Source organism: Mycolicibacterium grossiae (genome assembly GCF_008329645.1).
Lineage (GTDB): Bacteria > Actinomycetota > Actinomycetes > Mycobacteriales > Mycobacteriaceae > Mycobacterium > Mycobacterium grossiae.
Map to the genome: position 1 here is coordinate 1,578,664 of NZ_CP043474.1, position 25,294 is coordinate 1,603,957.

The 25,294-nt window shown below is 71.5% G+C and carries 26 protein-coding genes; 10 read left to right on the plus strand and 16 right to left on the minus strand.

Annotation, left to right across the window (positions count from 1 at the left end; genetic code table 11):
* Nucleotides 1–89 precede the first annotated feature (89 nt).
* From FZ046_RS07635 to FZ046_RS07645, 3 genes are read right to left on the minus strand one after another with little or no spacing between them, the layout of a single operon-like run.
* Nucleotides 90–908 (minus strand): DUF6498-containing protein, encoded by an 819-nt coding sequence (locus FZ046_RS07635; protein ID WP_070353914.1) that lies wholly within the window; start codon nt 906–908, stop codon nt 90–92.
* 50 nt (nt 909–958) lie between these two features.
* Nucleotides 959–1,816, minus strand: coding sequence for an oxygenase MpaB family protein (locus tag FZ046_RS07640; protein ID WP_070353949.1), 858 nt, complete (start codon nt 1,814–1,816; stop codon nt 959–961).
* Between the two features lie 17 nt (nt 1,817–1,833).
* Nucleotides 1,834–2,820, minus strand: a complete 987-nt coding sequence (locus FZ046_RS07645) for an NAD-dependent epimerase/dehydratase family protein (RefSeq protein WP_070353915.1) — start codon at nt 2,818–2,820, stop codon at nt 1,834–1,836.
* A 163-nt stretch (nt 2,821–2,983) separates the two neighbouring features.
* Between FZ046_RS07645 and FZ046_RS07650 the strand changes: the two genes are divergently transcribed.
* A complete protein-coding gene (locus FZ046_RS07650; RefSeq protein ID WP_407664472.1) occupies nt 2,984–3,727 on the plus strand; it encodes a DUF1206 domain-containing protein in 744 nt (247 codons plus the stop codon).
* 3 nt (nt 3,728–3,730) lie between these two features.
* Here FZ046_RS07650 and FZ046_RS07655 read toward each other — a convergent pair whose 3' ends face one another.
* The 3 genes from FZ046_RS07655 to FZ046_RS07665 are packed head-to-tail and all read right to left on the minus strand — an operon-like array spanning nt 3,731 to nt 6,776.
* Nucleotides 3,731–4,096: an STAS domain-containing protein gene (locus FZ046_RS07655; protein WP_070353916.1), complete on the minus strand. Its 366-nt coding sequence runs from the start codon at nt 4,094–4,096 to the stop codon at nt 3,731–3,733.
* A complete protein-coding gene (locus FZ046_RS07660; protein ID WP_070353917.1) occupies nt 4,093–5,193 on the minus strand; it encodes a cobalamin B12-binding domain-containing protein in 1,101 nt (366 codons plus the stop codon). Before FZ046_RS07660 ends, FZ046_RS07655 begins: the two co-directional genes overlap by 4 nt.
* A complete protein-coding gene (locus tag FZ046_RS07665) occupies nt 5,190–6,776 on the minus strand; it encodes a PP2C family protein-serine/threonine phosphatase (protein ID WP_070353951.1) in 1,587 nt (528 codons plus the stop codon). The genes FZ046_RS07660 and FZ046_RS07665 overlap by 4 nt, the downstream gene beginning before the upstream one ends.
* Before the next feature lie 443 nt (nt 6,777–7,219).
* Here FZ046_RS07665 and FZ046_RS07670 point away from each other — a divergent pair, with 443 nt between their 5' ends.
* Together FZ046_RS07670 and FZ046_RS07675 are read left to right on the plus strand one after the other, a co-directional pair.
* Nucleotides 7,220–7,471: a hypothetical protein gene (locus FZ046_RS07670; RefSeq protein WP_070353918.1), complete on the plus strand. Its 252-nt coding sequence runs from the start codon at nt 7,220–7,222 to the stop codon at nt 7,469–7,471.
* A 400-nt stretch (nt 7,472–7,871) separates the two neighbouring features.
* Nucleotides 7,872–9,014: a glycoside hydrolase 5 family protein gene (locus FZ046_RS07675; protein WP_070353952.1), complete on the plus strand. Its 1,143-nt coding sequence runs from the start codon at nt 7,872–7,874 to the stop codon at nt 9,012–9,014.
* A gap of 4 nt (nt 9,015–9,018) precedes the next feature.
* On the opposite strand, the gene FZ046_RS07680 is transcribed toward FZ046_RS07675, so the two are convergent.
* The 3 genes from FZ046_RS07680 to FZ046_RS07690 all read right to left on the minus strand — a co-directional run bounded on the left by FZ046_RS07680 (nt 9,019) and on the right by FZ046_RS07690 (nt 11,031).
* A complete protein-coding gene (locus FZ046_RS07680; protein WP_070353919.1) occupies nt 9,019–9,702 on the minus strand; it encodes an SDR family oxidoreductase in 684 nt (227 codons plus the stop codon).
* A gap of 102 nt (nt 9,703–9,804) precedes the next feature.
* A complete protein-coding gene (locus FZ046_RS07685; protein WP_070353920.1) occupies nt 9,805–10,245 on the minus strand; it encodes a hypothetical protein in 441 nt (146 codons plus the stop codon).
* 33 nt (nt 10,246–10,278) lie between these two features.
* Nucleotides 10,279–11,031 (minus strand): cutinase family protein, encoded by a 753-nt coding sequence (locus FZ046_RS07690; RefSeq protein WP_070353921.1) that lies wholly within the window; start codon nt 11,029–11,031, stop codon nt 10,279–10,281.
* A 357-nt stretch (nt 11,032–11,388) separates the two neighbouring features.
* Between FZ046_RS07690 and FZ046_RS07695 the strand changes: the two genes are divergently transcribed.
* Both FZ046_RS07695 and FZ046_RS07700 read left to right on the plus strand, forming a co-directional pair.
* Nucleotides 11,389–12,390, plus strand: a complete 1,002-nt coding sequence (locus tag FZ046_RS07695; RefSeq protein ID WP_070353922.1) for a methylenetetrahydrofolate reductase — start codon at nt 11,389–11,391, stop codon at nt 12,388–12,390.
* Complete coding sequence (locus FZ046_RS07700) at nt 12,387–13,148, plus strand: class I SAM-dependent methyltransferase (protein WP_246182932.1); 762 nt, start codon at nt 12,387–12,389, stop codon at nt 13,146–13,148. The genes FZ046_RS07695 and FZ046_RS07700 overlap by 4 nt, the downstream gene beginning before the upstream one ends.
* On the opposite strand, the gene FZ046_RS07705 is transcribed toward FZ046_RS07700, so the two are convergent.
* Together FZ046_RS07705 and FZ046_RS07710 are read right to left on the minus strand one after the other, a co-directional pair.
* Entirely contained in the window at nt 13,145–15,700 is a 2,556-nt protein-coding gene (locus tag FZ046_RS07705) for a DEAD/DEAH box helicase (protein WP_070353923.1), read from the minus strand. The two genes, FZ046_RS07700 and FZ046_RS07705, sit on opposite strands and share 4 nt — an antisense overlap.
* Before the next feature lie 59 nt (nt 15,701–15,759).
* The gene (locus tag FZ046_RS07710; protein WP_070353924.1) at nt 15,760–16,083 is read right to left on the minus strand and encodes a hypothetical protein; all 324 of its coding nucleotides are present in this window, start codon (nt 16,081–16,083) and stop codon (nt 15,760–15,762) included.
* Between the two features lie 108 nt (nt 16,084–16,191).
* On the opposite strand from FZ046_RS07710, the gene FZ046_RS07715 reads away from it, so the two are divergent.
* Nucleotides 16,192–17,754, plus strand: a complete 1,563-nt coding sequence (locus FZ046_RS07715; protein ID WP_070353925.1) for a methyltransferase regulatory domain-containing protein — start codon at nt 16,192–16,194, stop codon at nt 17,752–17,754.
* A 9-nt stretch (nt 17,755–17,763) separates the two neighbouring features.
* Here the strand turns inward: FZ046_RS07715 and FZ046_RS07720 are convergent, their stop codons facing one another.
* From FZ046_RS07720 to FZ046_RS28150, 3 genes are read right to left on the minus strand one after another with little or no spacing between them, the layout of a single operon-like run.
* Nucleotides 17,764–18,690: an NAD(P)/FAD-dependent oxidoreductase gene (locus FZ046_RS07720; protein ID WP_070353954.1), complete on the minus strand. Its 927-nt coding sequence runs from the start codon at nt 18,688–18,690 to the stop codon at nt 17,764–17,766.
* A 46-nt stretch (nt 18,691–18,736) separates the two neighbouring features.
* On the minus strand, nt 18,737–20,176 hold the full coding sequence (locus tag FZ046_RS07725) for an MFS transporter (protein ID WP_070353926.1): 1,440 nt from the start codon (nt 20,174–20,176) through the stop codon (nt 18,737–18,739).
* 21 nt (nt 20,177–20,197) lie between these two features.
* Nucleotides 20,198–20,329, minus strand: a complete 132-nt coding sequence (locus FZ046_RS28150) for a hypothetical protein (protein ID WP_256277817.1) — start codon at nt 20,327–20,329, stop codon at nt 20,198–20,200.
* Between the two features lie 82 nt (nt 20,330–20,411).
* Between FZ046_RS28150 and FZ046_RS27320 the strand changes: the two genes are divergently transcribed.
* Entirely contained in the window at nt 20,412–20,552 is a 141-nt protein-coding gene (locus FZ046_RS27320) for a hypothetical protein (protein ID WP_170292409.1), read from the plus strand.
* A gap of 6 nt (nt 20,553–20,558) precedes the next feature.
* Here the strand turns inward: FZ046_RS27320 and FZ046_RS07730 are convergent, their stop codons facing one another.
* Together FZ046_RS07730 and FZ046_RS07735 are read right to left on the minus strand one after the other, a co-directional pair.
* Entirely contained in the window at nt 20,559–20,843 is a 285-nt protein-coding gene (locus tag FZ046_RS07730; RefSeq protein ID WP_070353928.1) for a GlsB/YeaQ/YmgE family stress response membrane protein, read from the minus strand.
* A gap of 93 nt (nt 20,844–20,936) precedes the next feature.
* A complete protein-coding gene (locus FZ046_RS07735; protein WP_070353929.1) occupies nt 20,937–21,686 on the minus strand; it encodes a TetR/AcrR family transcriptional regulator in 750 nt (249 codons plus the stop codon).
* Between the two features lie 95 nt (nt 21,687–21,781).
* Between FZ046_RS07735 and FZ046_RS07740 the strand changes: the two genes are divergently transcribed.
* The 3 genes from FZ046_RS07740 (at nt 21,782) to FZ046_RS07750 (ending at nt 25,213) form a co-directional block, all read left to right on the plus strand.
* Nucleotides 21,782–22,072 (plus strand): hypothetical protein, encoded by a 291-nt coding sequence (locus FZ046_RS07740; protein WP_070353930.1) that lies wholly within the window; start codon nt 21,782–21,784, stop codon nt 22,070–22,072.
* 76 nt (nt 22,073–22,148) lie between these two features.
* Nucleotides 22,149–24,479, plus strand: coding sequence for an arylsulfatase (locus FZ046_RS07745; protein ID WP_070353931.1), 2,331 nt, complete (start codon nt 22,149–22,151; stop codon nt 24,477–24,479).
* A 17-nt stretch (nt 24,480–24,496) separates the two neighbouring features.
* Entirely contained in the window at nt 24,497–25,213 is a 717-nt protein-coding gene (locus FZ046_RS07750; RefSeq protein ID WP_149484225.1) for an NUDIX hydrolase, read from the plus strand.
* The last annotated feature ends 81 nt before the right edge of the window (nt 25,214–25,294 follow it).

Below are 25,294 nucleotides of genomic sequence, written 5' to 3' on the forward strand. Positions count from 1 at the left end.
GTGCACATAGCGTCCCGCGCAACGGACACCGGCACATCGGCGCTGGCATCCGGCCCGGCGTGGACGGCAGCACCCACGTCGACTACCGGCTAGCCGGAAGCGGCGGCGCCCTCTCCGGCGGGCCACGGCTGCTCGTTGTGCACCCGGCGGGCCGCCTCGTCGGCGCGTTCCTTGGCCCAGTAGTCCTCGAAGCGCTCGCCGGGGCGCACGTTCGGTACGCGATTCAGCAACGCGCTCAACCACTTCGGCGGGGTCACGGGATCGTACTGCGGCAGCGACGCGCCGAGTGCGAAGAAGCCCTTCAGTGCGACGAAGGTGCCGAACAGCGCGGTGGACGCACCCGTGAGGCCCATGCCGACGAAGCCGACGAGGATGGTCAGGTGCACCACCATGACGCGGCCGAGTCCGTGGTAGGCGAGCTGCTCGACCTGGCGGAACTGCCAGCGTCGTAGCCCGGACAGGTCGACGGCGAAGTCGAGGAGTAGCAGGAGAAGCACTGTGGCGCAACCCATCCCGACGCTGCGCCAATCGACCTCGGCGAGCTGGCGTTCGCCGTTCTGCCGCAGGATGAGCAGTACGGCGCCGAGGAACACGCCGTGCACCGCGCAGAAGCCGAGGCTGACGAGCAGGAATCCGGAGACGAACGACTCCCGGCGGGTGACGCGCCGTTCGTTCTCGGCGGCGAGGTACTCGTAGTACCCGCGCAGCGGACGCCAGCGCCGGTGCAGCACGGCGCGCGCCGCGACCAGCAGGCAGCCCGCCACCGTCTCGAACCAGTAGACGAGCAGGGTCGTGGCGCCCGACCAGTCGGCGACGAACCACCCGAGGATGGGGACCGCGGTGATGGCCAGCGCGGCGAGGACGTGCACGATCCGCGCCGTGGAAGGACGCGCACCGGAGGGCGACATGGCCTCATCGTCGCACGGTCGACGGGCGACGTACGGACCTCAGCGAGCGGTCACGCGTCGGCGGTCAGGGCCCAGCGGATGCCGCCGACCAGTACCCGGCCGGCGGCCCGCACCACGGTGGCCTCGACCGGCGGCAGGTAGGGCAGCCACAGCGGGGCGCGTGCCCACGGCGGCAGCATCGCCACCGACGTGGCGGCCAACACCCCGTAGGGCGCCCGGGCGAGCAGCGGTAGCGGCGGTGTGAGCAGCAGGAAGCGCGCCGCGTCGCGGGCGGCGGCCGTGCTCGTCAACTCCGGCCGGTAGGCGTCGATGCGTTCGGCCAGTGCGCGCTCGGTGCGCGGCGGATCGGGCACGCCCAGCGCCTCGGCCACCCGGGCGGTGTCGGCGACGTAGCCGTCACGGCCGGCCTGGTCGAGGGGCGCGGCCCCGTAGATCTGGTGGGCCAGCAGGAAGCTGTCGATCTCGGCGATGTGGACCCACTCCAGCAGATGCGGGTCGGTGGCGTGGTAGGCCCGTCCGTCGGGCGCCGTGCCGCGGACCCGCTGGTGGATGCCGCGCACCCGGTCGACCGCGCGCTGCGCGTCGGCGGCGGGACCGAAGGTGGTCTCGGCGAGGAAGGTGCTGGTGCGCGCGAGCCGGCCCCAGGGGTCGCCGCGATAGTCGGAGTGGCCGGCGACCCCGGCCATGGCCAACGGGTGCAGTGACTGCAGCAGCAGCGCACGCAGCCCACCGACGAACATGGACGCGTCGCCGTGGACGCGGCGGATTGGCCGGTCATCGGCGAACCACCGGGGGCCGGGAGTGCCGTGGATGCGGGCGCGGTTCGCCGGGCCGTCGGGTCCGGCCACCATGCCGAACAACGCGCCGCTGAGCCGGCGTCGCACGGCGCCGAGGTCGGCGAGTTCCATGACCGCCATCGTGCCCTCTATCGCACCGTGCCGGCGAGCGTCGAAAGCGTCTCGGCAGCACTGTACTTCGGTCGCCAGCCGAGCTGGGACCGGGCGCGGTCGGTGTCCATCAGCGCCGACGCGCGGCCGGCGTGCAGCCACTCCAGCGCGGACGGGACGAACGGCACCCGGGCGAGCACCTCGGACGTGGCCACCGCGGCGACGTGCGGCACCGGCACCGCGCGGGCGCCGAGCGCCTCGACGACCTCGGACAGCGACAGGAACCCGTCGCCGGCGATGTTGTAGGCACCGGGCGGTGCGGTGTCCGTCGTCACCGCGAGCGCCAGCGCCGAGGCCACGTCGTCGTGATGCACCAACTGCAGCGGTGTCCCAGGATCCGGGCACAGCGGCTTGAGGAGGGGGAACGCGCGGGTGAGGCGGCGGATGCCGGCGGGCAGCCGGTTCCACGGCATCGCCTCGGCGAGGGCGGGAGCCTTCGGCCCGGCGACGATGCAGGGGCGCAGGACGTACACCTCGAGGTCGCTGCCCGCGGTGATCTCCCGCAGCGCCGCCTCGCACTCCGCCTTCTGCTCGGAGTAGTAGTGCTGCGGCGTCCCGCGGGTCGGCACGTCCTCGGTGATCGGCGTGGGGTTGTCGGCGTGGTAGCCGTACGCGGCGACCGACGAGGCGTACACCAGCCGGCGCGGACGCTCGGCGGCGACGGTCGCGGCGAAGACGTTGCGGGTGCCGGCCAGGTTGACGCGCGCACTCTCGCTGCGCGACCCCATGATGATGAACGCGAGGTGCACGACCACGTCCACGTCGGCCACCAGCTCGTCCACCGCCGCGCGGTCGAGGATGTCGCCCTGCCGGTAGACGGTCTTCCGCCACCCGTGCGCGGCCGGGTCGAAGGGGCGCCGCGCCATGCCGACGATCTCGGCGACGTCGGGGTGGCCCTCGAGCGTTTCGATGGTCGAGATGCCGATCTCGCCGGTCGGACCCGTAACCGCCACGCGCAGCGCCATGCTCGTCGAACTTCCCGCCGCCGGGCCGGCGGAAACGTGGCGGTTTCGTCCGACGGGGGCCAGGGTAGGCGAGGGCGTGCCGAGGAGCCGAGCCGACCGCCCGCGTGCGCACCCCCTCCTGCGGCGCGTCATCGACCACGGCGGCGTACAGGCGGCCGCGCGGATGGGCTTCGTGGTCAGCGGCGTACTGCACCTGCTGATCGCCCTGGTGATCGTGCGGGTGGCCACGGGCCGCGGCGGCAGTGCGGACCCGTCGGGCGCATTGGAGACCGTGGCGGCCGGCCGGGACGGCATCGTCGTGCTGTGGGCGATCGCCGCGGCGATGATCCCGTTGGCGGCGTGGCGGCTCATCGAGGCGCGGCACGGCCTACACCCCACCGAACGCGGCCGCGACCCCGCCGACCGCACCAGGATCAGCCGTCTGAAGGCGCTGGGTCTGCTGCCGGTGTACGTCGGGATCGGTTACACCGCAGTGCGATTCGCGGTCGGCAGCCGAGAGTCGAGCAGTCAGCAGAACACCGGGATGAGCGCGACGCTGATGCAGACCTACCCGGGGCGCGCCGTCCTCGTCGTCGTCGGCGTCGTGGTCGCCGTCATCGGCGGTTACCTGGCCTACAAGGGCGCGTCGCGCAACTTCCTCGGCGATCTGACCACGCCGGGCGGCCGGGTGATCACCGCGCTGGGGATCTACGGCTACGTCGCCGAGGGCATCGTGCTGGCACTCGCCGGCGTGCTGGTGATCGTGGCGTCGATACGCGTCGACCCGAGGCAGGCGGCGGGTCTGGACGCCGCGGTCAAGGCGCTCGGTGCGACCGGCGGGGGCAACGTGCTGCTCGGCTTCGCGGCCCTCGGCTTCGCGGCCTACGGGTGCTACAGCTTCGCGCTGGCGCGGTACGCCCGGCTGTAGCGCCTAGCCCGTACCCTCGTCGGCCTGGCCGGGCCCACGACGCGTCGTGACCTCGGGCCGGCTGGTGAGGTGCTCGAGGATGCCGGTGACGTCGAGGATGCGCTCGAGGTGGCCGGGACGGTTGGCCAGATGCAGCTGAATGCCGACGCGTGCGGTGCGGCGGCGGACGAGCAACAGACCCGACAGGCCGACGGAGTCGCAGAACGTTAGATCGGCGAAGTCCAGATGCAGGTGCCGCAGTGCCGGCTGGTCGCGCAGCAACTCGGTGACGGTGGCCGTCAGCTCGCGCGTGGTGGCGAAGTCGAGGTCGCCGTCGATCCGCAGGGTCGCCGATCGAGCGGTGGCGTCGAGGTCGAGGATCAGGTTCATGCGTGGTGGTGGGGGTCGGGGGCGGCGCTGGTGAGCGCGGCGCCGGCGGCGGACAGGATGCGCTGGCTGCGGGGAAAGTCCCGCAGCTGGTCGGACAGGAGGCCGAGGGCCGGAAGCAGCGAGGCGGCCGGGACACCGCGGGCTGTCAGGATGTCGGCGGTCCACGTGACGAAGGTCGTGAACAGCTCGTCGTCGTCGGTGTACAGCGCCACGGAGAGGAAGTCGACGATCTGGGCGATGTCCTCGACGGTGTGCTGCCGCTGCTGGGCGGTGTAGTCCCGCATCGCGGGGAAGCGGTCCTCGAGGTCGTCGACGGTGGCCTTCACCAGGCGGCCCGCGCTGCCGCTGACCATCGAGTACTCCTGGTCCGCGAGGTGCGGCAGGTCGTCGATCGGCTGATGGTTCGACGTGACGAGTGACCGGGAGAAACCCTGGCCGAGGCAACGCGCCGCGGTGCGGGCGTCGGCGGCCCACCCGTCGGCACCGAACAGCCGCGCGTACCGGCCGTCCGGCCCGAAGGCCGCGCCGCCGGCCAGGACCGACACGCCCGCGGCCTGGCAGGCGGTGATGGCGGCGTGCGCGGTCGGCAGCCGAGTGGGGATCATGCACGACAGCGCGACGGCGTCGGGACCGAACTGGTGCAGGTGCGCGATGAGGTGCGGTGTCGGCACCTGAGCGCCCAGGAAGTCGACCTGCCAGCCGCGCAGGCGGAGGACCTCGGCGAGCAGCCGCGCCGGCAGGGCGTGCCACTCGCCGTCCACGCAGGCGACGGTGACGCGACCGGCGTCCCCGGTCGACCGGCAGGCCGGGTGGTGCGCGAGCGCGGCGATCACGCGGTCGTTGATGGCGGTGGCGGCGTGCTCCTGCGCGACGGTGAGCCGGTTGGCCGCCCACTCCATGCCGACCCGGTGCTGCACCGGGGCGATGACGTCGAGCAGCACGTCCTCGGGGTGCACCCCGGCGTCCAGAGCGCCGAAGACGGTCGACGCGGCGGCGTACTCGTCGCGGTCGACGACGGCGCCCCAGAGCCGGTCGCGCAGCACGGCGAGATCGACCGCCTCGGCGTACGTCTCCGCGTCGGTGTCCGGACGACTCATGCGGTGTACCGTCCGGCCGTGTGGCCGTCGACCGCGCTGAGGTGGGTGCGGCGCGGTGCCGTGATCGCCACGACGGCCATGTCGTCGTGGGGGCGCCGGCCCACCCAGTCGGTGCTGAGCATCATGACGCGCTCGACGATCGCCTCCGCGGGCATCCCGGCGCACTCCGCCAGCGCCGCCGCCAGGCGCGCTTCGCCGAACATCTCGTCGTCGAGCGGTCCGCCGCGGGCCTCGGTGACGCCGTCGGTGTACAGCAGGCACGTCTCGCCCGGCGCCAGTGACGTCTCGAAGGTGCGGGACTTCACCTGCGGCAGCGCTCCGACCAGAGTTCCGCGGGTGTCGGCCTCCTCGACGCGGCCGTCGTCGCGCACGATCAGCGGCGGCAGGTGCCCGGCGCTGGTGAGCCGCAGGTCGACCTGTCCGTCGCGCCGGATCACCGACGCGAGGACGAGCGTGGCGAAGCGGGTGTGATCGGCGGACAACAGGGCGCTGTTGAGCAGCTTGAGCACGCCCGCGTGGTCCTTGGCCAGCGGCGACAGCGCCTGCAGCGTGTTGCGGATCTTGCCGGTGAGCACGGCCGCTTCGAGGCCCTTGTCGCAGACGTCGCCGAGCACGATGAGCGTCTCGCCGTCGGCGTTCTCGGCGGGGTGCACGTCGTAGAAGTCGCCACCGATCAGCTGGTGATCCTCCGACGCGCGATACCCGCCGGCCAGTTCGAAGCCGTGCAGCCGGTGCAGGCGCGGCGGCAGCAGTCCCCGCATGAGCGTGCGGGTGATGTCGCCCTGTTCGGCGTAGAGCCGTGCCGCGGACAGCGCCGCGCCGGCGCGGGCGGCGAAGAGTCGGGCGAACAGTTCCTCGCCCTCGCTGAACGCCATCTCGGCGTTCTGCCGCAGCAGCACCAGCGCGCCGGCGGGAACGCCGTGGCCGGGCAGCGGGGTGATGACCACCGAGCCGACCGAGCTGACGAAGTCCTCGGGGATGAGCCACTCGGGCAGCGTCGCGGGGTCGATCCAGCGCGACGGCACGGGCGGGAAGCCGCGCAGCGCCTCGCTGAGGCCCGCGACGAGACCGGGATCGGCGTCGACGCGTTCCTGCTGCACGGAGCCGTCGGCGGCGCAGCGCAGTACCACGGGGATGCGTCCGCCGGTCACCGGGGCGACCACCACGGCGGCGTCGGCGAGGTGCCGGGCCGCCATGCGGACGGTGGCCTCCATGCACCGCTCCACGTTGAGCGAGGCCATGAGCACCGCGGACGCCTCGTCGAGGAACGTGGCGCGGTCCCGCTCCTTGGCCAGCGCCTGCTGCGCGTCGCGCAGGGCGTGGTCGGCCTCGTCGAGCAGCCACCACGCGACGTCACCGCCGGGCAGCACGGTCGAGTGAGCGGAGCGGGCCTCCGACGACGCCACCCACAGCGGCACGGCGTCGTTCTGCGGGCTGCCGGCAACGACGCCGGGCAGCATGGTCTTGGCCGAGTCGCTCACCGCCTGCACCACGTCGTCGTGGTCGACGACAACCACGGGGTGCGGGACGGCGGCCCACGACGCGTCGGGGGTCAACCCGACGACGGGAGCCTCCTCACGCATCGCATCCTCCTCGGTCGATTCGGGGTGCACACCGTTCGGTTGGACGGCGCTATCCCGAGAGTGCTTGACTCGTCACCTAGAAGCGCCCGCCGTGATCTCGACGTGGCGCGGCGCGAGGCCATCCTTCACTGTATGTCCTTCAGGTCTCGAAAGACACCCGCCGATCAGCAAAAACGGGTCCCGTCGCACGTGAGAGGGCAAAACGCGGGGTTTCGTTTTCCGGACACGCGGGGCCGACACGCCGGGTGGAGGTCAATCCGCTACGGGCACGTGCCGCCGGAGGAAGTCGACGTAGTCGGCAACGGCCACCTCGAAGGCGTCGCCGAGGTACACGTCGTAGCGATCCACGGGTGCACTCAATCACACGGGGATGTTCGCCGAGGCGCACGAGTGGTTAGATCATCTCAGCACCATCGGGCACGCGACGGTTTGGAGTACGCACCATGAGGTTGATCAAGACGGCTGTCGCCGCGGGACTCGTGACGGGTGCACTCGCCGCAGGCGTTCTCGGAGCCGGGGTGGCCGCCGCCGAGCCGGTGCCGCCGCCCGGCTACCCCGCCGGTGACCCGCCGCCGCCCAACGCGCCCGCCAAGCCGCCGCAGCCACGCTGGTCGCCGAACACCCCCGTGGTGTGGGAACAGCTGGGCTACCGCTGGGGCGTGTGGATCAACGGGTCGTTCCTGCCGCTGTACTGAGCCACGGCGCGATGATGCCGCCCGGTGCGGCGTTTCGTGGCGCTCGTCACAGCGGGGCGGTTCGCGCAGCTAGGCCGTACCGCCATGCGTCCGATGCCCCGGCCGCCGGGTCGCGAGGGCCGGACGACGGTCGCCGGAGCGGGTGCGGGCCGATACACTCGGCTGCGCCGTCGGGGTCGGTGCGTCGCGCGATGTCTTAGCTCAAAGCAGTTGTGGCACAAGGTCATTGCGACGCATCGCAGTAGGTGCCGCGCGCCCAGTGTGCGCGTGAGCGGTACGTCCGACGTGCGTCCGTTCCCAGGGCACCGCCTGCGGCGGCGAGTGGACCAGACCATGGACCCGACCGCGAAGGAACCAGCACGTGCCCCGTCCCGATGCGACGGGCGGCGAGGGCCGCCTGCTGCGCCGACGCACCGCCCTGCAACTGCCGGTGGCGCTGACCGCGGCCACGGCGCTGACCCGCGCGCCGCGCGCGGCCGCAGCGCCGCCGCCCGGGCGGTGGTCGGCCGACCGGGCGAAGCGCTGGTACCAGGCGCAGGGCTGGCTCGTCGGCGTCAACTACATCCCCGCGTACGCGGTCAACCAGCTCGAGATGTTCCAGGCCGACACCTGGGACCCGCACCGGATCGACGTCGAGCTGCGCATGGCGCGCACCATGGGCGTCAACGCCGTGCGGGTGTTCCTGCACGACCAGCTGTGGGTGCAGGACCGCGTTGGCTTCAGCCGGCGATTGGCGCAGTTCGTCGGCATCGCGGCGCGCCACGGCATCAAGCCGTTGCTCGTCTTCTTCGACTCGTGCTGGAACCCGCATCCCAAGCTCGGCCGTCAGCCCGCGCCGCGCCGCGGCATCCACAACTCGGGCTGGGTGCAGAGCCCGGGCGCCGACCGTCTCGACGACCGGTACTACCGCCGCGTGCTGCACGACTACGTCGTCGGCGTCATGCGGCAGTTCCGCGACGACGACCGCATCCTGGGCTGGGACCTGTGGAACGAGCCGGACAACCCGGCTGCCCAGTACCGCGGGGTCGAGCGCACCGACAAGGTGGACCTGGTGGCCGACCTGCTGCCGCAGGTCTTTGGGTGGGCACGGTCGGTCAACGCCGTCCAGCCGCTGACCAGTGCGGTGTGGGACGGCTACTGGGGCGACCCGGGGCGGCGCAGCGCGATGGCCGGACTGCAGCTGGAGAATTCCGACGTGGTGACCTTCCACAGCTACGCCAAGCCATCGGAGTTCGAGGGGCGCATCGACGAACTCGGCCCATTCGGCCGGCCCGTGCTGTGCACCGAGTACCTGGCGCGGACGCTGGAGAGCACCGTGGAGGGGATCCTGCCGATCGCCAAGCGCCGCAACGTCGGCGGGTTCACCTGGGGACTCGTGGCCGGCAAGACGCAGACCTACCTGCCGTGGGACTCCTGGGAGCGGCCCTATCTCGAGCCGCCACGGGAGTGGTTCCACGACCTGCTGCACGCGGACGGCACGCCCTACCGCGACGGCGAGAAGCAGACCTTCCGCGCCCTGACGGGTCCGCCGCACCCCAAGTGACGGTTCAGCGCGGCGGGTCGGAGAGGTGCGCGCGCACCGTGCGCGTGAGGTCGTCGCCCAGCACCTCGGGGTAGCCGGCGAACAGCCCGTCGAGCGCGGCCTTCGCGACCACCGCGGGATCGGTCTTCTGCTCGGCGGGGATGTAGCTCACCATGTCGGTGTCCATGTAGCCCACGTGCAGGGCGGTGACGGTGATGCCCTTCGGGGCGAGTTCGGTCCGCACCGCGTCGGTGAGCGCCCACGCGGCGGCCTTGGCGGACGCGTAGGCGCCGCTGGTCGGCGGATGCGCCCAGGACAGCACGGACAGCACGTTGAGGATCGCGCCGCCACCGTTGCGTTCGATGATTGGCGCGAAGGCGCGGACCATCCGAAGGGTGCCGAAGTAGTGCGTCTCCATCTCCAGGCGGATGTCGTCGAGCGGGCCGTCGAGCAGACCCGCCCGGGTGGAGACACCGGCGTTGTTCACCAGCACCGTCACGTCCCCGGCGGTCTCGGCCGCACGGCGGACGGATTCCGGATCGGTGATGTCGAGCTGGATCGGGATGACGCCGGGAACATCGATGGTCTCGGGGCGCCGGGCGGCGGCGTAGACCGTCGCGCCGCGGGCGACGAGGTCCTCGGCGAAGCGGCGGCCCAGGCCGCGGTTGGCGCCGGTGACGAGTGCGGTGACCTGCTGTGGATCGTTCACGAGGGTGACCTCCTGCCGTGGTGCTGCCGGGTTGGCATGGAGGAGAACGCCGGCGCGGGCGCCGCGCGTCCCGAACCGGGCGAGGATGGCGGTTAGCAGGAATCAGGTGAGGGCGATGACGGCCCGTGCGCCGAGCGGTGCGGCCAGCGGAAGCGTCACGGTGGCGGGTACGGCGATCATCGCGCACGCCCGTCCCGCAGCGCTCGGGTTGGTGCCCGACGTCAGCTTGACGGCGACGACGTCGGCGGTCTCCTGGACCTCGCCGTGCACGCCGTAGCAGTCGGGTAGCCCGCTGGTGAAGTGCACCGTGACGGCGTCCGGCCGCGGCGCGCGGCTCCACGACGAAACCGACTGCGGGTGCGGATTCAGCACGGCCGGATCGTCGACGAACACCGTCGCGCCGTCCTGGTTGGGCGCCTCGGCCAGCACCGTGACCGTGGGCGCGGCCGGCTCGGCCGTTGCCGATGGGGCCAGGCCGTTGGCCGTCGCCGACGCGAGGGCCAGTGCCGCGACCGCGGTCACTGCGACACCATGGCTGCGCATGGCCTCACGGTAACCGCGGCGCGGCCGCTGCGACTAGCCCGCGGGGACCGGCTCGGGTGCCGGCTCGGGTGCGGGTGCGGGCGGGCGGAGGGAGCCGCCCTTGGGGAGTTTGCCCACCACGAAGTCGGCCGCCTGGTCGGTTCGGCCCTGAGCGACGTAGGCGCCGTGCAGGCCCCGGTCACCGCCGCCTTCGGTCGAACACACCGGATCGCCGTCGATGCACTGCTCGGTGGTCTTCGACGCGTACCGCGGGCCCACGGTGATCGGCGGCGCGTCCCGGTAGATGATCTGCAGGAAGCCGGCGGACGGCTTGCCGAACAGGGCCACGGCGGCGACGTGGTCGGCCACGTCGGCCGGCATCGGGCCGGTCAGCCCGGGCGGCAGCACGTAGCCCTCGGGCACCTCGTCGGCGGTGATGTAGGCGGCCACCGCCGCGCCCTGGGAGTAACCGCCGAGCACGATCTTGGTCTTCGGGCACTGCGCCGCGATGTCGCGGACCTTGTTGCTGGCATCGATGACGCCGTCCGCCGCCGTCGCGAAGTCGAGCGATGCCGGGTAATTGACCGCGTACACGTCGATCGACTTCTGCGGCGCCCGGGCACGCAGCGCGTCGACGAAGCCCTGACCGGTGGCCCCGACGCCCGGCGGCTCGAACGTGCCGCGGGCGAACACCACCTCCACGTCCGGACAGGGCTCGGCGTACGCGGGCGCTGCCACCGCGACGGCGCCTCCCATCGCCAGGACCACCGGGGCGGCGGCCGATAGCCACCGTCCGATTCTCTTCATTCGACCGCCTCGATTCTCATTACTCACCGACGGCCTGGCGCACCATTGCTTCCCCGACGGACGGCGTGCATCTACCCAGCAAGATCAAATACGAAACACAGCTAACCAACAGCTTCGTCCGCTGCGGACCGCGGCGCAACCGGCCACGCCGCACTGTCGGCGGCGTCACGTCCGGCCGTCACCACGGCGCAGCGCACTCTGGTGTCAAGTGCTGCGGACGCGCGGGCATTCCCGTCCGTTAGGCACTCGTGCGGACGCCGGCCGGCAGGAGGGAGCGTGTTCCGGCGAGGATCGGGTACACGCCCGGTCGTGCCGAACGCGGGGGAGACGATCGCCGAGCCGTCGTGCCCCAAGCGGATGGACTTCGGGCCGTGCGGCGGGGTGCGGCCGGACGGGCAGTGCGAGATGCGGCCCGGTCCGTGCGCCTTCCATGACGTCGTGGCGTGGACGGGACCGCCTGCCACCCCTCGCGAGACGGTGGCGCCGCTGGTCCTCACCGACTTCAGTTGCGCGCCCTTCGATCGGCGCGACGTCGCAGCGACGGCCGCCGTCCTCGGTACGTCCTGCGACGCGGTGCTCGTCGGTGAGCACCAGAACAAGCCGGACTTCCCGCCCACGCTGATGGGAGCGCTGCTGCTCGACGCCGGCGTTCGCCCGTTCATCACGCTGTCCTGCCGGGACCGCAACCGGGTGGTGCTCGAGCAGGAATTGCGCGGTCTGGGCAGCATCGGCGTCGACACGGTCTTCTGCGTGACCGGGGACGGCCGTGGCTATGACGTCCGTCCGGACGTGACGCAGACCTTCGACCTGGACGGTCCGCGGCTGGTGGCGCTCGCGGCGTCACTCGGCGTGACCGCCGCGGTGCCCGAGACGCCGACCGCGCCGCCCGTCGCTGCGCGGCCGCTGCGGTTGGTGGAGAAGCAGCGTGCCGGCGCCAGCCTGGCGGTGCTGAACCACGTGCCGTACCCCGAGACCATCGCGGCATTCATGGCGACCGCGCGCGCGGCCGGCTTGTCGATCCCGGTGGTGGCCGCGGTCGCGGTCTACACCGACGACGTCTCGGCGGCGGTGCTGCAGGGTCTGCCCGGGTTGGAACTCGATCAGGACGTCCTGCGCCAGGTGCTCGGCGCCGCCGACCCGGTCGCGGCGGGCATCGACGCCGCGGTCGCCGAGGCGCGTGCGCTGCTGGCGATCGACGGGGTGGTCGGCGTGAACGTCTCCGGGCTCGCCTCGGCGGCCGGTCCGCGGGTGGGCGCTGAGATCAAGGCCACCGTGGGTCACCGCGTCCGGCAGGAGGCGCAACAGCGCAGCGTCCGGCAGGAGGCGCAGCAGCGCAGCGTTCGGAGGGAGGCCCGGTGACCGGTGCGATGGAGGCGGAGTTCGACACCATCGCCGAGTGGACCGCCCACGTGGCACTCGACCTGGGAACGGACTACTACGTGCCCGCCGGATGCCGCGGCAGCGGAAGCCCCGCGGCGCTCGACTGGTTGCTCGCCGAGATGGGCCTCGACGACGGCGCCGCGCTCCTCGACTGCGGCGCGGGGGTCGGCGGGCCCGCCGCCTATGCCGCCGACACGCGGTCGGTGCGGCCGCTGCTCGTCGAACCGGAAGCGGGCGCGTGCCGGGCGGCGGCGACGCTGTTCGGCCATCCCGTGGTGCGCGCCGCGGGGTCGGCCCTGCCGGTGGCCGACGCGACCGTCGACGCGGCCTGGTCGCTGGGCGTGCTGTGCACGATGCCGGACCAGGAAGCGCTGCTGCGCGAGTTGGTCCGCACCGTCCGGCCGGGCGGCGCCATCGGGCTGCTCGCCTTCGTGGCGCACGGCGAGATATCGCGAGACCAATTGCCCGACAACTACTTTCCCACCGAGGATCGGTTGGACGAATTGTTCGGTGCCGCTGGGCTGCGTGTCGAGTCGCGGCGGTGCACCGCGGAGCTGCCGGCCATCCCGGACGAGTGGAGTGGCCGGGTCGACGCCGTCACCGATGCGCTGAGCGAACGATACGGGCATACCAGGGCGTGGCGGCTGGCCGAGGCGCAGAGTTCGCGGATCGGCCAGCTGCTCTCCGACGGCACGCTGACCGGCGAACTCCTGGTGCTGCGAGGGGCGCAGCGTTAGTCCAGCCGCCCCGCGTCGAGCATCCGCAGGACCGGAGTGCCCTCCTCGTCGGACGCCTCGAGGTCGACCTCGACCGCGAAGCCCCAGTCGTGGTCACCGGCGGGGTCGTCGAGGATCTGCCGCACCTGCCAGCGGTCCGGCCGGCGGTCGATGATGAGCAGCGCCGGACCGCGGGCGTCGGCACCGGTGCCGACGTCGTCGTGCTCGGCGTAGTAGGCGTCGCCCACCGCCGCCCAGCGGTCCGCGGTCCAGCCGGATCCGCCGTCCAGGTCGCCGAGGTCGTCCCACCGCTCCCTCGCGAACGCCTCGACCCTGCGGAACAGCGCATTGCGCACCATGGCCGTGAAGGCGCGCTCGTTGCCGGTCAGCGGACGCGGCCGGACGGGCGCGGCGACGGGGACGTCGAGCGGCTGATCGGGGCTGGTGAGCTTCTCCCACTCGTCCAATAGGCTCGAATCGACCTGTCGCACCAGCTCTCCCAGCCACTCGACGACGTCGGTGACCTCGTCGGTGCGCGCCGCCGCGGGCACACCCGACCGCAGCGCCTTGTACGCGTCGGACAGGTAGCGCAGCACCGCGCCCTCCGAGCGGGTCAGCCCGTAGGCGCTGACGTACTCGCGGAACGTCATCCCGCGCTCCCACATCTCGCGGACCACCGACTTGGGGGACGGCCTGGTGTCGGACGCCCACGGATTGGTCTGGCAGTACACGTCGAAGGCGTGCTCGATGAGGTCCGCGAGGGGCCGGGGATACGTGACGTCGTCGAGCAATTCGATGCGCTCGTCGTACTCGATGCCGTCGGCCTTCATCGCCGCGACGGCCTCGCCGCGGGCCTTGTTCAGCTGTGCGGCGAGTATCTGCCGCGGGTCCTCCATCGTCGACTCCACCACGGACACCACGTCCAGGGCGAAGGTCTCGGCCGCCGGGTCGAGTGCCTCGACGGCGGCGAGGGCGAACGTCGACAGTGGTTGGTAGAGCGCGAAATCCGGCGGCAGGTCGACGGTCAACCGGTAGCGCCGCGCCCCGTCGTGCTCGGTGCGCTCCAGGACGCCGGCCTGCAGGAGCGACCGCGCGATGCCGACCGCCTCGCGGATGTGCTGCAACTGCCGCTTGCGCGGCTCGTGGTTCTCACCGAGCAGCCGGCGCATCGCCAGACACGGGTCACCGGGGCGGTCGACGACGTCGAGGATCATCGCCGTCGACACCCGCATGTTGCTCGTCAGCGGCTCCGGGGTCGCCGACACCAGCCGCGTCATCGTGTTCTCGCCCCACGGCACCATCCCCTCGGGAGCCTTGCGGCGCACCAGCTTTCGGCGCTTCTTCGGGTCGTCGGCGACCTTGGCGAACTGCTTGAGGTTCTCCACCTCGTGGTCGGGTGCCTGCACGACGACCGTCCCGGCCGTGTCGTACCCCGCGCGGCCGGCGCGGCCCGCGATCTGGTGGAACTCGCGGGCGTTGAGCAGCCGGGTGCGGGTGCCGTCGTACTTCGACAGCGCCGAGAACACCACGGTGCGGATCGGGACGTTGATGCCGACGCCGAGGGTGTCGGTGCCGCAGATGACCTTCAGCAGCCCGGCCTGGGCGAGTTGCTCGACGAGGCGCCGGTACTTCGGGAGCATGCCCGCGTGGTGTACGCCGATGCCGTGGCGCACCAGCCGCGACAGCGTCGCACCGAAGGACGTCGAGAAGCGGAACGCGCCGATGTGGTCGCGGATGGCGTCCTTCTCCTCGCGCGTCGACACGTTGACGCTCATCAGCGCCTGCGCGCGTTCCAGGGCGGCGGCCTGCGTGAAGTGCACGACGTAGATGGGTGCCTGGCGGCTGTCCAGCAGGTCGCCGATCGTCTCGTGCATGGGCGTGGTGGCGTACGAGTAAAACAGCGGCACGGGGCGCTCGGCGTTGGCGACCAGGGCCGTCGGGCGTCCGGTGCGGCGGGTCAGGTCCTCGCGCAGGAAGGTAACGTCGCCGAGGGTGGCCGACATCAGCAGGAATTGGGCGTTCGGCAGTTCCAGCAGCGGCACCTGCCAGGCCCAGCCGCGATCGGGATCGCCGTAGAAGTGGAATTCGTCCATGACGACCAGGCCTATCGCGGCGTCCGGTCCCTCGCGCAGCGCGATGTTGGCGAGCACCTCGGCGGTGCAGACGATGATCGGCGCGTCGGCGTTGACGGCGGCGTCGCCGGTGAGCATGCCGACGTTGACCGCGCCGAACACCGCGCACAGGGCGAAGAACTTCTCGCTGACGAGCGCCTTGATCGGCGCGGTGTAGTAGCTGCGGCGTCCCGCGTGATTGGTGCTCCTCGCGTCCGCGCCGGCCAGCGCGAAGTACTGCGCCCCGGTCGCCACCAGGGACTTGCCCGACCCGGTTGGCGTGGCCAGGACGACGTTCGCACCGCTGACCAGCTCGAGGAGCGCCTCCTCCTGCGCCGGGTAGAGCGTGGTGCCGTTGTCCTCCGCCCACGCGGCGAAGGTCGTGAACAGCTCGTCGGCGTCGTCGCCCAGCGCGCGCACGGCGGCGAGGTCGGTCGGGTCGGCGAGCAGAGTGGTGGGCATCTCGCCGTCCAGCCTGCCCGACGCCCCGCGGAGCCGCTGCGGCGGTGTGCCCGGGCGCGTCAGCCCAGGCCGACCCCGATGCCGAAGGACCCGGAGTCGTCGTCCCAGTGGTTGGGGCACCGGACGTCGACGTAGACGGTGTCACCCACCTCGACCGGGGCGTCGGAGTGGTCGGGATCGTTGACGCCGACCACGGTGCACTGCGACAGCGGCTTGGTGTCATAGCCGTTCACCCAGTTGATCTGCACCAGGTAGCCCTGGGCCTGAAGGTCGGCGATGGTCGCGTCGGCCCCGCCGGCCCACGCGGCCGGGGCGCTCACGAGGGCCGCCACCACACCGGCCGCCGCGAGTGTGGCCGTGGCCCCCCACCGCAGGGATCGCATGGCCCCCATGGTTCGCGCGTTCCGGCGTCCACGCAAGCACGCCGCCGCGGCGACGGCCGGACATCCGCCGTTCACCCGCCGTTCGGGAGACGGCTCTAGGTTCGCGCGGTGACTCAACCGGCCGAGATCGAGGGCCTGCGCGCCGACTACGACACCACGCCGTACACCTCGGATGCGTTTCCCCAATCGGCGCCCGGCCGGCTCGCGGCCATCGCCCACGTCTTCGGGCTCGACACCCCGGACCTCGCCACCGCGCGGGTGCTGGAGATCGGCTGCGCCTCGGCGGGCAACCTCATCCCGTTCGCGGCAATGTATCCGCGCGCCCGCGTGGTCGGCGTCGATCTGTCCGAGGTGCAGATCGCGCACGGTCGTGCCCGGGCGGCGGCGCTCGGCGTCGAGAACCTCGAATTGATCGCCGCCGACCTCGCGCAGCTCGACCCGGAGTCGCTCGGTCGGTTCGACGTCATCGTCGCCCACGGCGTCTACAGCTGGGTGCCCGAACACGTCCGCGACGCCCTGCTGAACATCTTCCGGTCGGCGCTCTCCCCGGACGGCGTGGCCTACGTCAGCTACAACACCCATCCCGGCTGGAAGTCGAAGGAGGTGCTGCGCGACGTCATGCTGCTCGCCAGCGGCGCCAGCGCCACACCGGAGGAGAAGGTGCGCGAGGCCCGCGGCGTCGTCGACTTCCTCGCCGACGTGGCGCCTGCCGGCAGCGTGCTGGCCCGAACCCTCGCCGAGTTCGAGGCGCGCGACGTCGGTTTCGGTGATGCCTATCTGCTGCACGACGAACTCGAGGCGTTCAACGCCCCGTGCTACTTCTACGAGATGATCGGCCGGGCGGCCGCGCACGGGCTGGCCTACCTCGCCGAGGCGCACCCGGAGAGCATGTTCCCCGCCAACCACGGGCCCAAGGTCGTCGAGTACGTCAACGCCAAGTGCGGCGGCGTGCAGGTGCTCGTCGAGCAGTATCTGGACTTCGTGGTCAACCGGGCGTTCCGCGAGACGCTGCTCGTGCACGCCGAACGGGCGCCGCTCATCCGCCACGCCGTGGACCGGGCCCGCCTGCGCGAGCTGCACGTCGCCGCGTGGTCCCCGCCGGTGGACGGCCCGACCGTGCTGGATCACTCGCGCCAGGAGTACGAGGTGGCCGACGGGGCGACGCTGTTCACCAACGACCCCGGCCTCAAGGCCGTCCTCGAGACGCTCAACGCGCACTGGCCGTGGACGCTGTCGAGCGGTGAGCTGGTCGGCGAGGTGCACGACCGGCTCACCGCCGCGGGCCTCGTTCCCAGTCCCACTCTCGCCGCCCACGTCGACGAGTTGGTGGGGGTCCTCGTCGTGCAGGGCACCGCGCGCTACCGGCTCACCCCGGTCCGGCCGTCGACCGACGCGTCGACGCGGCTGCCGGAACCCGTGCGGCGCGCGTACGCACTGTCCCGTGCCGACGCCGAGATGTCGGTGTTCAACCTCTGGCACGAGCCGCTCCTGCCGTCGGAGGTCGACCGCCGGCTGCTCCCGCTGCTGGACGGCACCCGCGATCACGACGCCCTGCTGGCCGAGCTGCTCGCCGACCATCGGGACGATCCGATCCCGGACGTCACCGAGCGCGACCTCGAAGCCGCCGTCGACGGCCTGCCCGCCCGGTTGCGGGAACTCAAGCTGGCCTGAGCGCGGGGTTCACGTCCCGAGTCGGTCGGCGAGTGCCGCGCCGAGCCGGTGCCCCGACAGCCACGCCGACTCGACGCGCGGCGCCCCCGACGGACACCACGCGTCGCCGCACACCCCGAGCGGCCGCCCGGCGCTGACGGTCAGGGAGAACGACTGATCTCCGTGTGTGGCAACGGGTTTGGCGAACGTCCAGCGGTGCGCATGGGTCCAGGCCGGCGCGTCGTCGATGTCGAGCAGTCGACGCAGCGCTGCCACCGCGGGCCGCACGGCGCCGTCCGGATCGTCGAGGTGCCGACGCGCCCGGTCGGCGGTCGTGTGGGCCACCAGCACTGCGGCGGCGTCGCCGCGCCGGGCGCCGTCGTCGGCGACGAAGCTCAGATCGGGGTCGTCGTTGACGAACGCGGCGTCGGTCATCGCCCACTGCCGCCGGTTCCATCCGGCCGCGACGGCGATCACCGGGTCGTAGTCCACCCAGTCGGCGGCCTCCGGAGCGAGTCGGGCGGCCTGCGGGTCCGGCATGGCCAGCACGACCGCGTCGTGGTCGAGCACGTCGAGGGTCGCGATCTCGGCGTCGGTTCGGACCTCGGTGGGCAGTTCGGCGCGGACCAGGGACCGCAGGCCCTCCACGGCGGCGTAGCGCACCGGACCCGACGTCCGGTCGGTGCCGTCGGGGGAGAGGACGTCGAAGGTGTCGGTCCACGGCCGCGCCAGGCCGGCGCCGGTCCAGCGTTCGACGACGGCCGTGAAATCGGGTTCCTTGGCGGTGAAGTAGGCGGCGCCGAGGTCGACGCGGCGACCGTGCAGCGTCGGCGCGGCCATGCGCCCGCCCGGCGCGCGGCCCCGCTCGAACACCTCGACGTCGTTCCCCCGGGCGAGCAGGGCGGTGGCACAGGCTGCGCCGGAGAGTCCGGCACCGACGACGGCGACGCGTGGCATGGCCACGGCGTACCCCGCGCGGCGTCCGGTCAGTCCTCGGCGGTCCTCAGTCCTCGGCGGTCAGGGGCCGGGCAATGGATTCGAGGCTCTTGCCCTCGGCGTCGACGGCGAGGAACGCCGCGACCACGCCCGCGACGATCATCAGGGCACCGCCGAGGTAGTAGCCCGGCGCGATGCCGGTGATGTCGCCCGCGGCGCCGGCACGGTCGATCAGCACGCCGAACAGCAGGGGACCGGTGATGCCGCCGACGGCCGTACCGATGGCGTAGAAGAACGCGATGCACAGGGCGCGCGTCTCCATCGGGAACACCTCGCTGGCCGTCAGGTACGCCGAACTCGCACCGGCCGAGGCGATGAAGAACACCACGGCTCCGAGCGCGGTCAGCGTCACCGCGGTCACCGAGCCGAGGAAGAAGCCGACCACGATCAGGAGCGCGCCGGACACCAGGTACGTCCCCGAGATCATCCGGCGGCGTCCCAGGGTGTCGAACAACGGGCTCAGTGCCAGCGCGCCGACGAAGTTGCTCACCGCGAAGATCGCGATGTACCAACCGGTCTGGTCGACGCCGAGGAACGTCGACAGGGTGTCGCCGTAGGTGAAGTAGAAGGCGTTGTACAGGAACGCCTGACCCACGAACAGGGCGAAGCACAGGATGGTCCGGCGCGGGTACATCGTGAACACCGTGCGGGCGATGAGGCCCAGGCCGATGGTCTTGCGCTGCCGGATGGTGATGCGGTTGGACACCGCCGACAGGGGCTGGCCGGTCTCCCGTTCGATCTCGGCCTCGATGCGGCCGACGATCCGTTCGGCGTCCTCGTCGCGACCGTGGATGAACAGCCAGCGTGGGCTCTCCGGCACGTGCCTGCGGACCAGCAGCACGCCGACGCCCAGGATCGCGCCGAGACCGAAGGCGAGGCGCCAGCCGATCTCGGCGTCGATCACCGTCGGGTCGAGCAGGGGGACGGTCAGCAGGGCGCCGCCGGCCGCACCCACCCAGAACGAGCCGTTGATGACGACGTCGACGCGGCCGCGGTACTTCGCCGGGATCAGTTCGTCGATCGCCGAGTTGATGGCCGCGTACTCGCCGCCGATGCCGGCGCCGGTGAGGAAGCGGGCGGCGAAGTACCACAGCGGGTTCATGGAGAAGGCCGTGAGGACCGTCGCGACGATGTAGACGCCGAGGGTCAGCAGGAACAGTCGCTTGCGGCCGAAGCGGTCGGTGAGCTGTCCGAAGAACAGGGCACCGACGCACGCACCGGCGACGTACACCGCGCCGGCCAGGCCGATCTGCGAACTGCTGAGGCCCAGCCCGGTGTCGGGCGACTTGAGCGCGTCGGACATCGACCCGACGATGGTGACCTCGAGCCCGTCGAGGATCCACACGGTGCCGAGGCCGATCACCACCAGCCAGTGCCAGCGTGCCCACGGCACCCGGTCCATGCGGGCCGGGATGTCGGTGTCGATGCGACCCAGTTCGACGGCCACCGTGCCGAACCCCCTGCCGCGTCAGTCGGTCTCGGCGTCCGGGATGCCCTCCGGTGGCGGTGTCGCGTAGGCGGGATTGGCGGTGGGTGCGGACTCCTCGGTGGAGTCGGGCCCGTGATCGGAGGACGGCTGATCGGCAGAAGGTGTGGTCACGTCGGGTGCATTACCCAGAAACGGCCGGCGTATGCCGGCGCCGAGCGGGTAGTACTCCGCACCCGACGACGAGAGGACGCTCATGGGCCGCGACCAGCACGCCGACAGCACCGACCACACCACGGACGAACCGCCAGGACCCGCCGATCACGGCCAGGACGGTGGGATGGCGACGCGCGAACTGGCGCCGGAACTCACCGAACCCGACCGCGACGACGGGTAGGACGGGTCAGCGACGGACGGCGGTGCTGCCGCGGCGGCCCGTGACGCCCAGGTAGATCGCGATCAGGACGATCGCGACGATGATGCCGACCAGGAAGGGGATGATCTCGAAGCCGCCGTTGGCGTTCGAGTAACCCAGCTTGTAGGTGAGCCAGGTACCGACGAACGAGCCGATGGCACCCAGCAGAATCGTCATCACGAGGCCGATGTTCTGCTTGCCGGGCATGACGAGGCGGGCCAGCGCACCCACGATCAGGCCGACGACGATGGCGCCGATGATTGTTCCGATCATGATTGAACTCCTCACTCGAGGCGAACGGAGCCGCTCCGTCGCTGCCCTCGGAGCTACCCCGTTCGCAGGCGGGTCATACCTTTCGTCGGTGACCTAGTTCGCGGTGTCCCCGGGGTCGACCGCTCCGTCGGCGGCTGCGTCGGCGCTGCGCGGCATCGTGGCGAGGCCGGCCAGCATCAGCGCCATGGTGTGTTCGAACGACGATTCGAGCATCAGGCGGCGCAGGTGCGGCGCGGCCGCCTCGGCGTGGCTGCCGCTCGCTTGCGTCACCCGGTCCGGGAGATCCTGCCAGGCAGCGTGATCGGCGGCCCGGACCTCCGGGGGTAGCCCGGTGAAGCTGCCGTCCAGCATCGCCTGGCCGAGGAGGAAGTCCGACAGCGACCGGAACCAGATGGCGGCGGTGGCGTCGTCGAACCCGCCGTCCCGCAGCAGGCCGATGGTGATCTCGACCGCGCGGATCTCGTTGGGCAACCCGGTGGTCCGGCTGGCGACCGCGACGCCCGCGCGGGGGAACTCCAGGACGTACACCCGGTACAGCGATCGGGCCAGGTCGCCCAGCGATTCCAGCCAGTCGGTTCCGGGTGTCCAGGCATCCAGGGCGATGCCGATCATCCGGTCGGCGACGGCGCGCAGCACCTCGTCGACGCCGGAGAAGTAGCGGTACAGCGCCGAGGGGTCGGCCCCGACGGCCGTCGCGAGGGTACGGGCGCTCACGACGTCGGCGCCGCGCTTCTCGATGAGGTTCAGCGCGCCGTCGACGTAGGCCTCCCGCGACAGTTCGGTCCCCGCCCCGGTCCGTCGCCGGCGTCGGCCGGTCGCCGGTTGGCGTCGCGGAGTGGTCACGTCCCGCCTTTCTCGGCTCGACACCGCTTATGTCAACACCGTTGACCGTACCGAGCCCGTTCGGAAGAGTAACGATCGGAACGGGGGTTCGAATCTTGGACGACGTCAGTGTGCGGAGCATCGACCGCGTTGCCGGCGAAGGTGGATACGTCGACTATCACGTCGGGCTCCGGACGCCGACCGGCGTGCGGTTCACCGTCACCTTCACCGGCAACATCTTCGTCGGACCGGTCATCCTCATCGGCGACGAGGACGGCCGGTGCCCGGATCGGGTGATCGACGAGCCGCGATGCTACGGCGAGTTCTACTCGGCCGACTGGGTCCGCAGCTTCCTGGCCGCTCAGCGCAGCGAGCGCGACGACGAGTGCGAGGACGTCGCGGGGTAGCGCGGGGCTTGCCGATTCCGTCCCGCTGAATCAAGATCGATGTCGACGGTTCAGTGCCGCGGCGGAGGAGATCTCGATGGGCGTCGACTCGATCGTGGCGGCGAAGTTGCCCGGTGGTGAGACGCTGCCGTTCCCGCCCCGACCTTCGGCGAGCATCGCGGGACGCACGCTCGCCGAGTCCACCTATCAGCCGCGTCCGGTGCCGCAGCGCCTCGCGCAGGATGCACCGAACATCGTCATCGTGCTGATCGACGACGCCGGCCCCGGCCTACCGACGACCTTCGGCGGCGACGTGCGGACCCCGACGCTGGACCGGATGCACGCCGAGGGCGTGTCCTACAACCGGTTCCACACCACCGCGATGTGTTCGCCGACTCGCGCATCGCTGCTGACCGGACGGAATCACCACGCCATCGGCAACGGGCAGATCGCCGAACTCGCCAACGACTGGGACGGGTACGCCGGCAAGATCCCCCGTGCCAGCGCCACCGTGGCGGAGGTCCTCAAGCACTACGGCTACGCGACGTCTGCCTTTGGCAAGTGGCACAACACGCCGGCGGAGGAGACGACCGCCGCCGGACCGTTCGAGAACTGGCCGACCGGACTGGGGTTCGAGTACTTCTACGGTTTCCTCGCCGGTGAAGCGTCGCAGTACGAACCCCATCTGGTGCGCAACACCACGGTGGTGGCTCCGCCGAGGACCGCCGAGGAGGGTTATCACCTGTCGGAGGACCTCGCGGACGACGCCATCTCCTGGCTGCGCCGACACCGGGCATTCAACGCCGACAAGCCCTTCTTCATGTACTGGGCCAGTGGGTGCCTGCACGGCCCGCACCACGTGATGAAGAAGTGGGCGGACCGCTACTCGGGGGCCTTCGACGACGGCTGGGACGCATACCGCGAGCGGGTCTTCGCCCGGGCCAAGGAGAAGGGTTGGCTGCCTGCGGACTGCGTACTGACCGAACGCGACGAGACACTCGCCGCCTGGGAGGACATCCCGGATGACGAGAAGCCGTTCCAGCGGCGTCTGATGGAAGTCGCTGCCGGTTTCGCCGAACACGCCGACGTGCAGGTGGGTCGGATCGCCGACGAGTTGGACCGCCTGGGTTACGCGGAGAACACCCTGTTCTTCTACGTCTGGGGCGACAACGGCTCATCCGGAGAGGGTCAGAACGGCACGATCGCGGAGTTGCTCGCGCAGAACGGGATTCCGACGACGGTCCGCCAGCACATCGATGCGCTCGACGAACTCGGCGGCCTCGACGTGCTCGGCTCGCCGTTGGTCGACAACCAGTACCACGCGGGCTGGGCATGGGCGGGAAGTACGCCCTACAAGGGCATGAAGCTGTTGGCGTCCCATCTCGGCGGGACACGCAATCCCATGGTGGTGCGGTGGCCGCGACGCGTCGCTGCCGACGAGACGCCACGCGACGTGTTCCTGCACTGCAATGACGTCGTGCCCACCATCTATGACGTCGTCGGCATCGAACCGCCGCGAACGGTGCACGGCGTACCCCAAATGCCATTGGCGGGCGCTAGTTTCGCGGATACCCTCGTCGATCCGAGCGCACTGGGCGGCAAGTCGACGCAGTACTTCGAGATCATGGGAAGCCGCGCGATATACCAGGACGGCTGGCTCGCCTGCGCCCGCGGCCCGCGGCTGCCGTGGGTTCCCGGGACGCCGGAGGGCATCGCCACGTGGACCCCGGACGCCGATCGATGGGAGCTCTACCACCTCGACGAGGACTGGTCGCAGTCCCGGGACCTGGCCGACGAACTCCCCGACAAACTCACCGCGCTTCGCGAGGTGTTCGCCATCGAGGCGGCGCGCAACGCCGTGCTGCCGGTCGGCGGCGGACTCTGGGTGCCGGTCTACCACCCGGAGCTGAGGATCGCGCCGCCCTACCGCGAGTGGGAGTTCTCCGGCGACACCATCCGCATGCCCGAGTTCTGCGCACCCGCGCTCGGCAACAAGGACAACCGGGTGACCGTCCATGCGCACGTGCCGGAGCGGGCGAACGGGGTGCTGTACGCGCTCGGGGGCGCCGCGGGTGGGCTCACGTGCTTCTTCGACGACGGTCACCTCTGCTACGAGTACAACCTGTTCATCCTGTCCCGAACCAAGTTGCGTTCAGTCGATCGCATCGACCCCGGCGTCGTCGCCATCGGCATCGACACCCGGTACGCGGAGCGTCGCCCCGGTGGGCCTCTGACGGTCAGGATCGACGTGGACGGCCGGGTCGTCGCCGAGGGCACCGTACCCGTCAGCGCGCCGTTGCTGTTCACGGCCAACGACTGTCTGGACGTCGGCAGATGCCTGGGATCGCCGGTGGCCCTCGACTACCGCGACCGGGCACCCTTCCCCTTCGAGGGAACCATCGAGCGCATGCAGGTCGTCTATACCTGAGCGCCTATGGTCGAGCGGTGACGATCACCTACGACGCGGCGCTGCGGGACCGGATCCGGACCCACCTGGCCGGACATCGGCGTCGGGTGGTCACCGACGACACGAAGCGCCACGCAGCGGTGGCCGTGGTGCTGGTCGACTCCGAGTTGGGCGAGGACCGGGTAGATCCGGCCCCGGTCGACGACTGGATCGCCGGCCGGCCGATGGAGCCCGGCCTCGACGGCCGCATGGTCGGCGTGTCCGGCGGCGCCGCCTTCCTGCTCTGCCGCCGGACCTCCCGGCTGTCGACGCACTCGGCGCAGTGGGCGCTCCCGGGCGGGCGGCAGGACCCGGGCGAAACCCTGATCGAGACGGCGTTGCGCGAGTTGCACGAAGAGGTGGGTGTCGCGCTGCCGGAGTCGAGCGTGCTCGGCCTGCTCGACGACTACGCCACCCGTTCTGGCTACGTCATCACCCCGGTCGTCGTGTGGGGCGGCGGACGACTGGCCCCACAGCCCTCGCCCGCCGAGGTGGTGGCGGTGTACCGGGTCGGCCTGCACCAGCTGCTGCGCGAGGATTCGCCGCGCTTCATCGAGATCCCCGAGAGCCCGCGACCGGTGGTGCAGATCCCGCTCGGCAACGATCTGATCCACGCCCCGACCGGCGCGGTGCTGCTGCAACTGCGCTGGCTGGGACTCGAAGGCCGCTCCGATCCGGTCGACGAACTCGAGCAGCCGGTGTTCGCCTGGAAGTGAGCCAGGACACGAGTCCGGCCGCCGCGTAACGCGGAGGACCGCCTCCGGCGATGAACCGGCTGAACAGGTCGGAGGGAACAC

Bases quoted from the DNA above. Each gene is read 5' to 3' on its own strand.
- FZ046_RS07635 (WP_070353914.1), bottom strand. From the start codon at position 908: ATGTCGCCCTCCGGTGCGCGTCCTTCCACGGCGCGGATCGTGCACGTC.
- FZ046_RS07640 (WP_070353949.1), bottom strand. From the start codon at position 1,816: ATGGAACTCGCCGACCTCGGCGCCGTGCGACGCCGGCTCAGCGGCGCG.
- FZ046_RS07645 (WP_070353915.1), bottom strand. From the start codon at position 2,820: ATGGCGCTGCGCGTGGCGGTTACGGGTCCGACCGGCGAGATCGGCATC.
- FZ046_RS07650 (WP_407664472.1), top strand. From the start codon at position 2,984: ATGGGCTTCGTGGTCAGCGGCGTACTGCACCTGCTGATCGCCCTGGTG.
- FZ046_RS07655 (WP_070353916.1), bottom strand. From the start codon at position 4,096: ATGAACCTGATCCTCGACCTCGACGCCACCGCTCGATCGGCGACCCTG.
- FZ046_RS07660 (WP_070353917.1), bottom strand. From the start codon at position 5,193: ATGAGTCGTCCGGACACCGACGCGGAGACGTACGCCGAGGCGGTCGAT.
- FZ046_RS07665 (WP_070353951.1), bottom strand. From the start codon at position 6,776: ATGCGTGAGGAGGCTCCCGTCGTCGGGTTGACCCCCGACGCGTCGTGG.
- FZ046_RS07670 (WP_070353918.1), top strand. From the start codon at position 7,220: ATGAGGTTGATCAAGACGGCTGTCGCCGCGGGACTCGTGACGGGTGCA.
- FZ046_RS07685 (WP_070353920.1), bottom strand. From the start codon at position 10,245: ATGCGCAGCCATGGTGTCGCAGTGACCGCGGTCGCGGCACTGGCCCTC.
- FZ046_RS07690 (WP_070353921.1), bottom strand. From the start codon at position 11,031: ATGAAGAGAATCGGACGGTGGCTATCGGCCGCCGCCCCGGTGGTCCTG.
- FZ046_RS07695 (WP_070353922.1), top strand. From the start codon at position 11,389: ATGGACTTCGGGCCGTGCGGCGGGGTGCGGCCGGACGGGCAGTGCGAG.
- FZ046_RS07705 (WP_070353923.1), bottom strand. From the start codon at position 15,700: ATGCCCACCACTCTGCTCGCCGACCCGACCGACCTCGCCGCCGTGCGC.
- FZ046_RS07710 (WP_070353924.1), bottom strand. From the start codon at position 16,083: ATGCGATCCCTGCGGTGGGGGGCCACGGCCACACTCGCGGCGGCCGGT.
- FZ046_RS07720 (WP_070353954.1), bottom strand. From the start codon at position 18,690: ATGCCACGCGTCGCCGTCGTCGGTGCCGGACTCTCCGGCGCAGCCTGT.
- FZ046_RS27320 (WP_170292409.1), top strand. From the start codon at position 20,412: ATGGGCCGCGACCAGCACGCCGACAGCACCGACCACACCACGGACGAA.
- FZ046_RS07730 (WP_070353928.1), bottom strand. From the start codon at position 20,843: ATGATCGGAACAATCATCGGCGCCATCGTCGTCGGCCTGATCGTGGGT.
- FZ046_RS07745 (WP_070353931.1), top strand. From the start codon at position 22,149: ATGGGCGTCGACTCGATCGTGGCGGCGAAGTTGCCCGGTGGTGAGACG.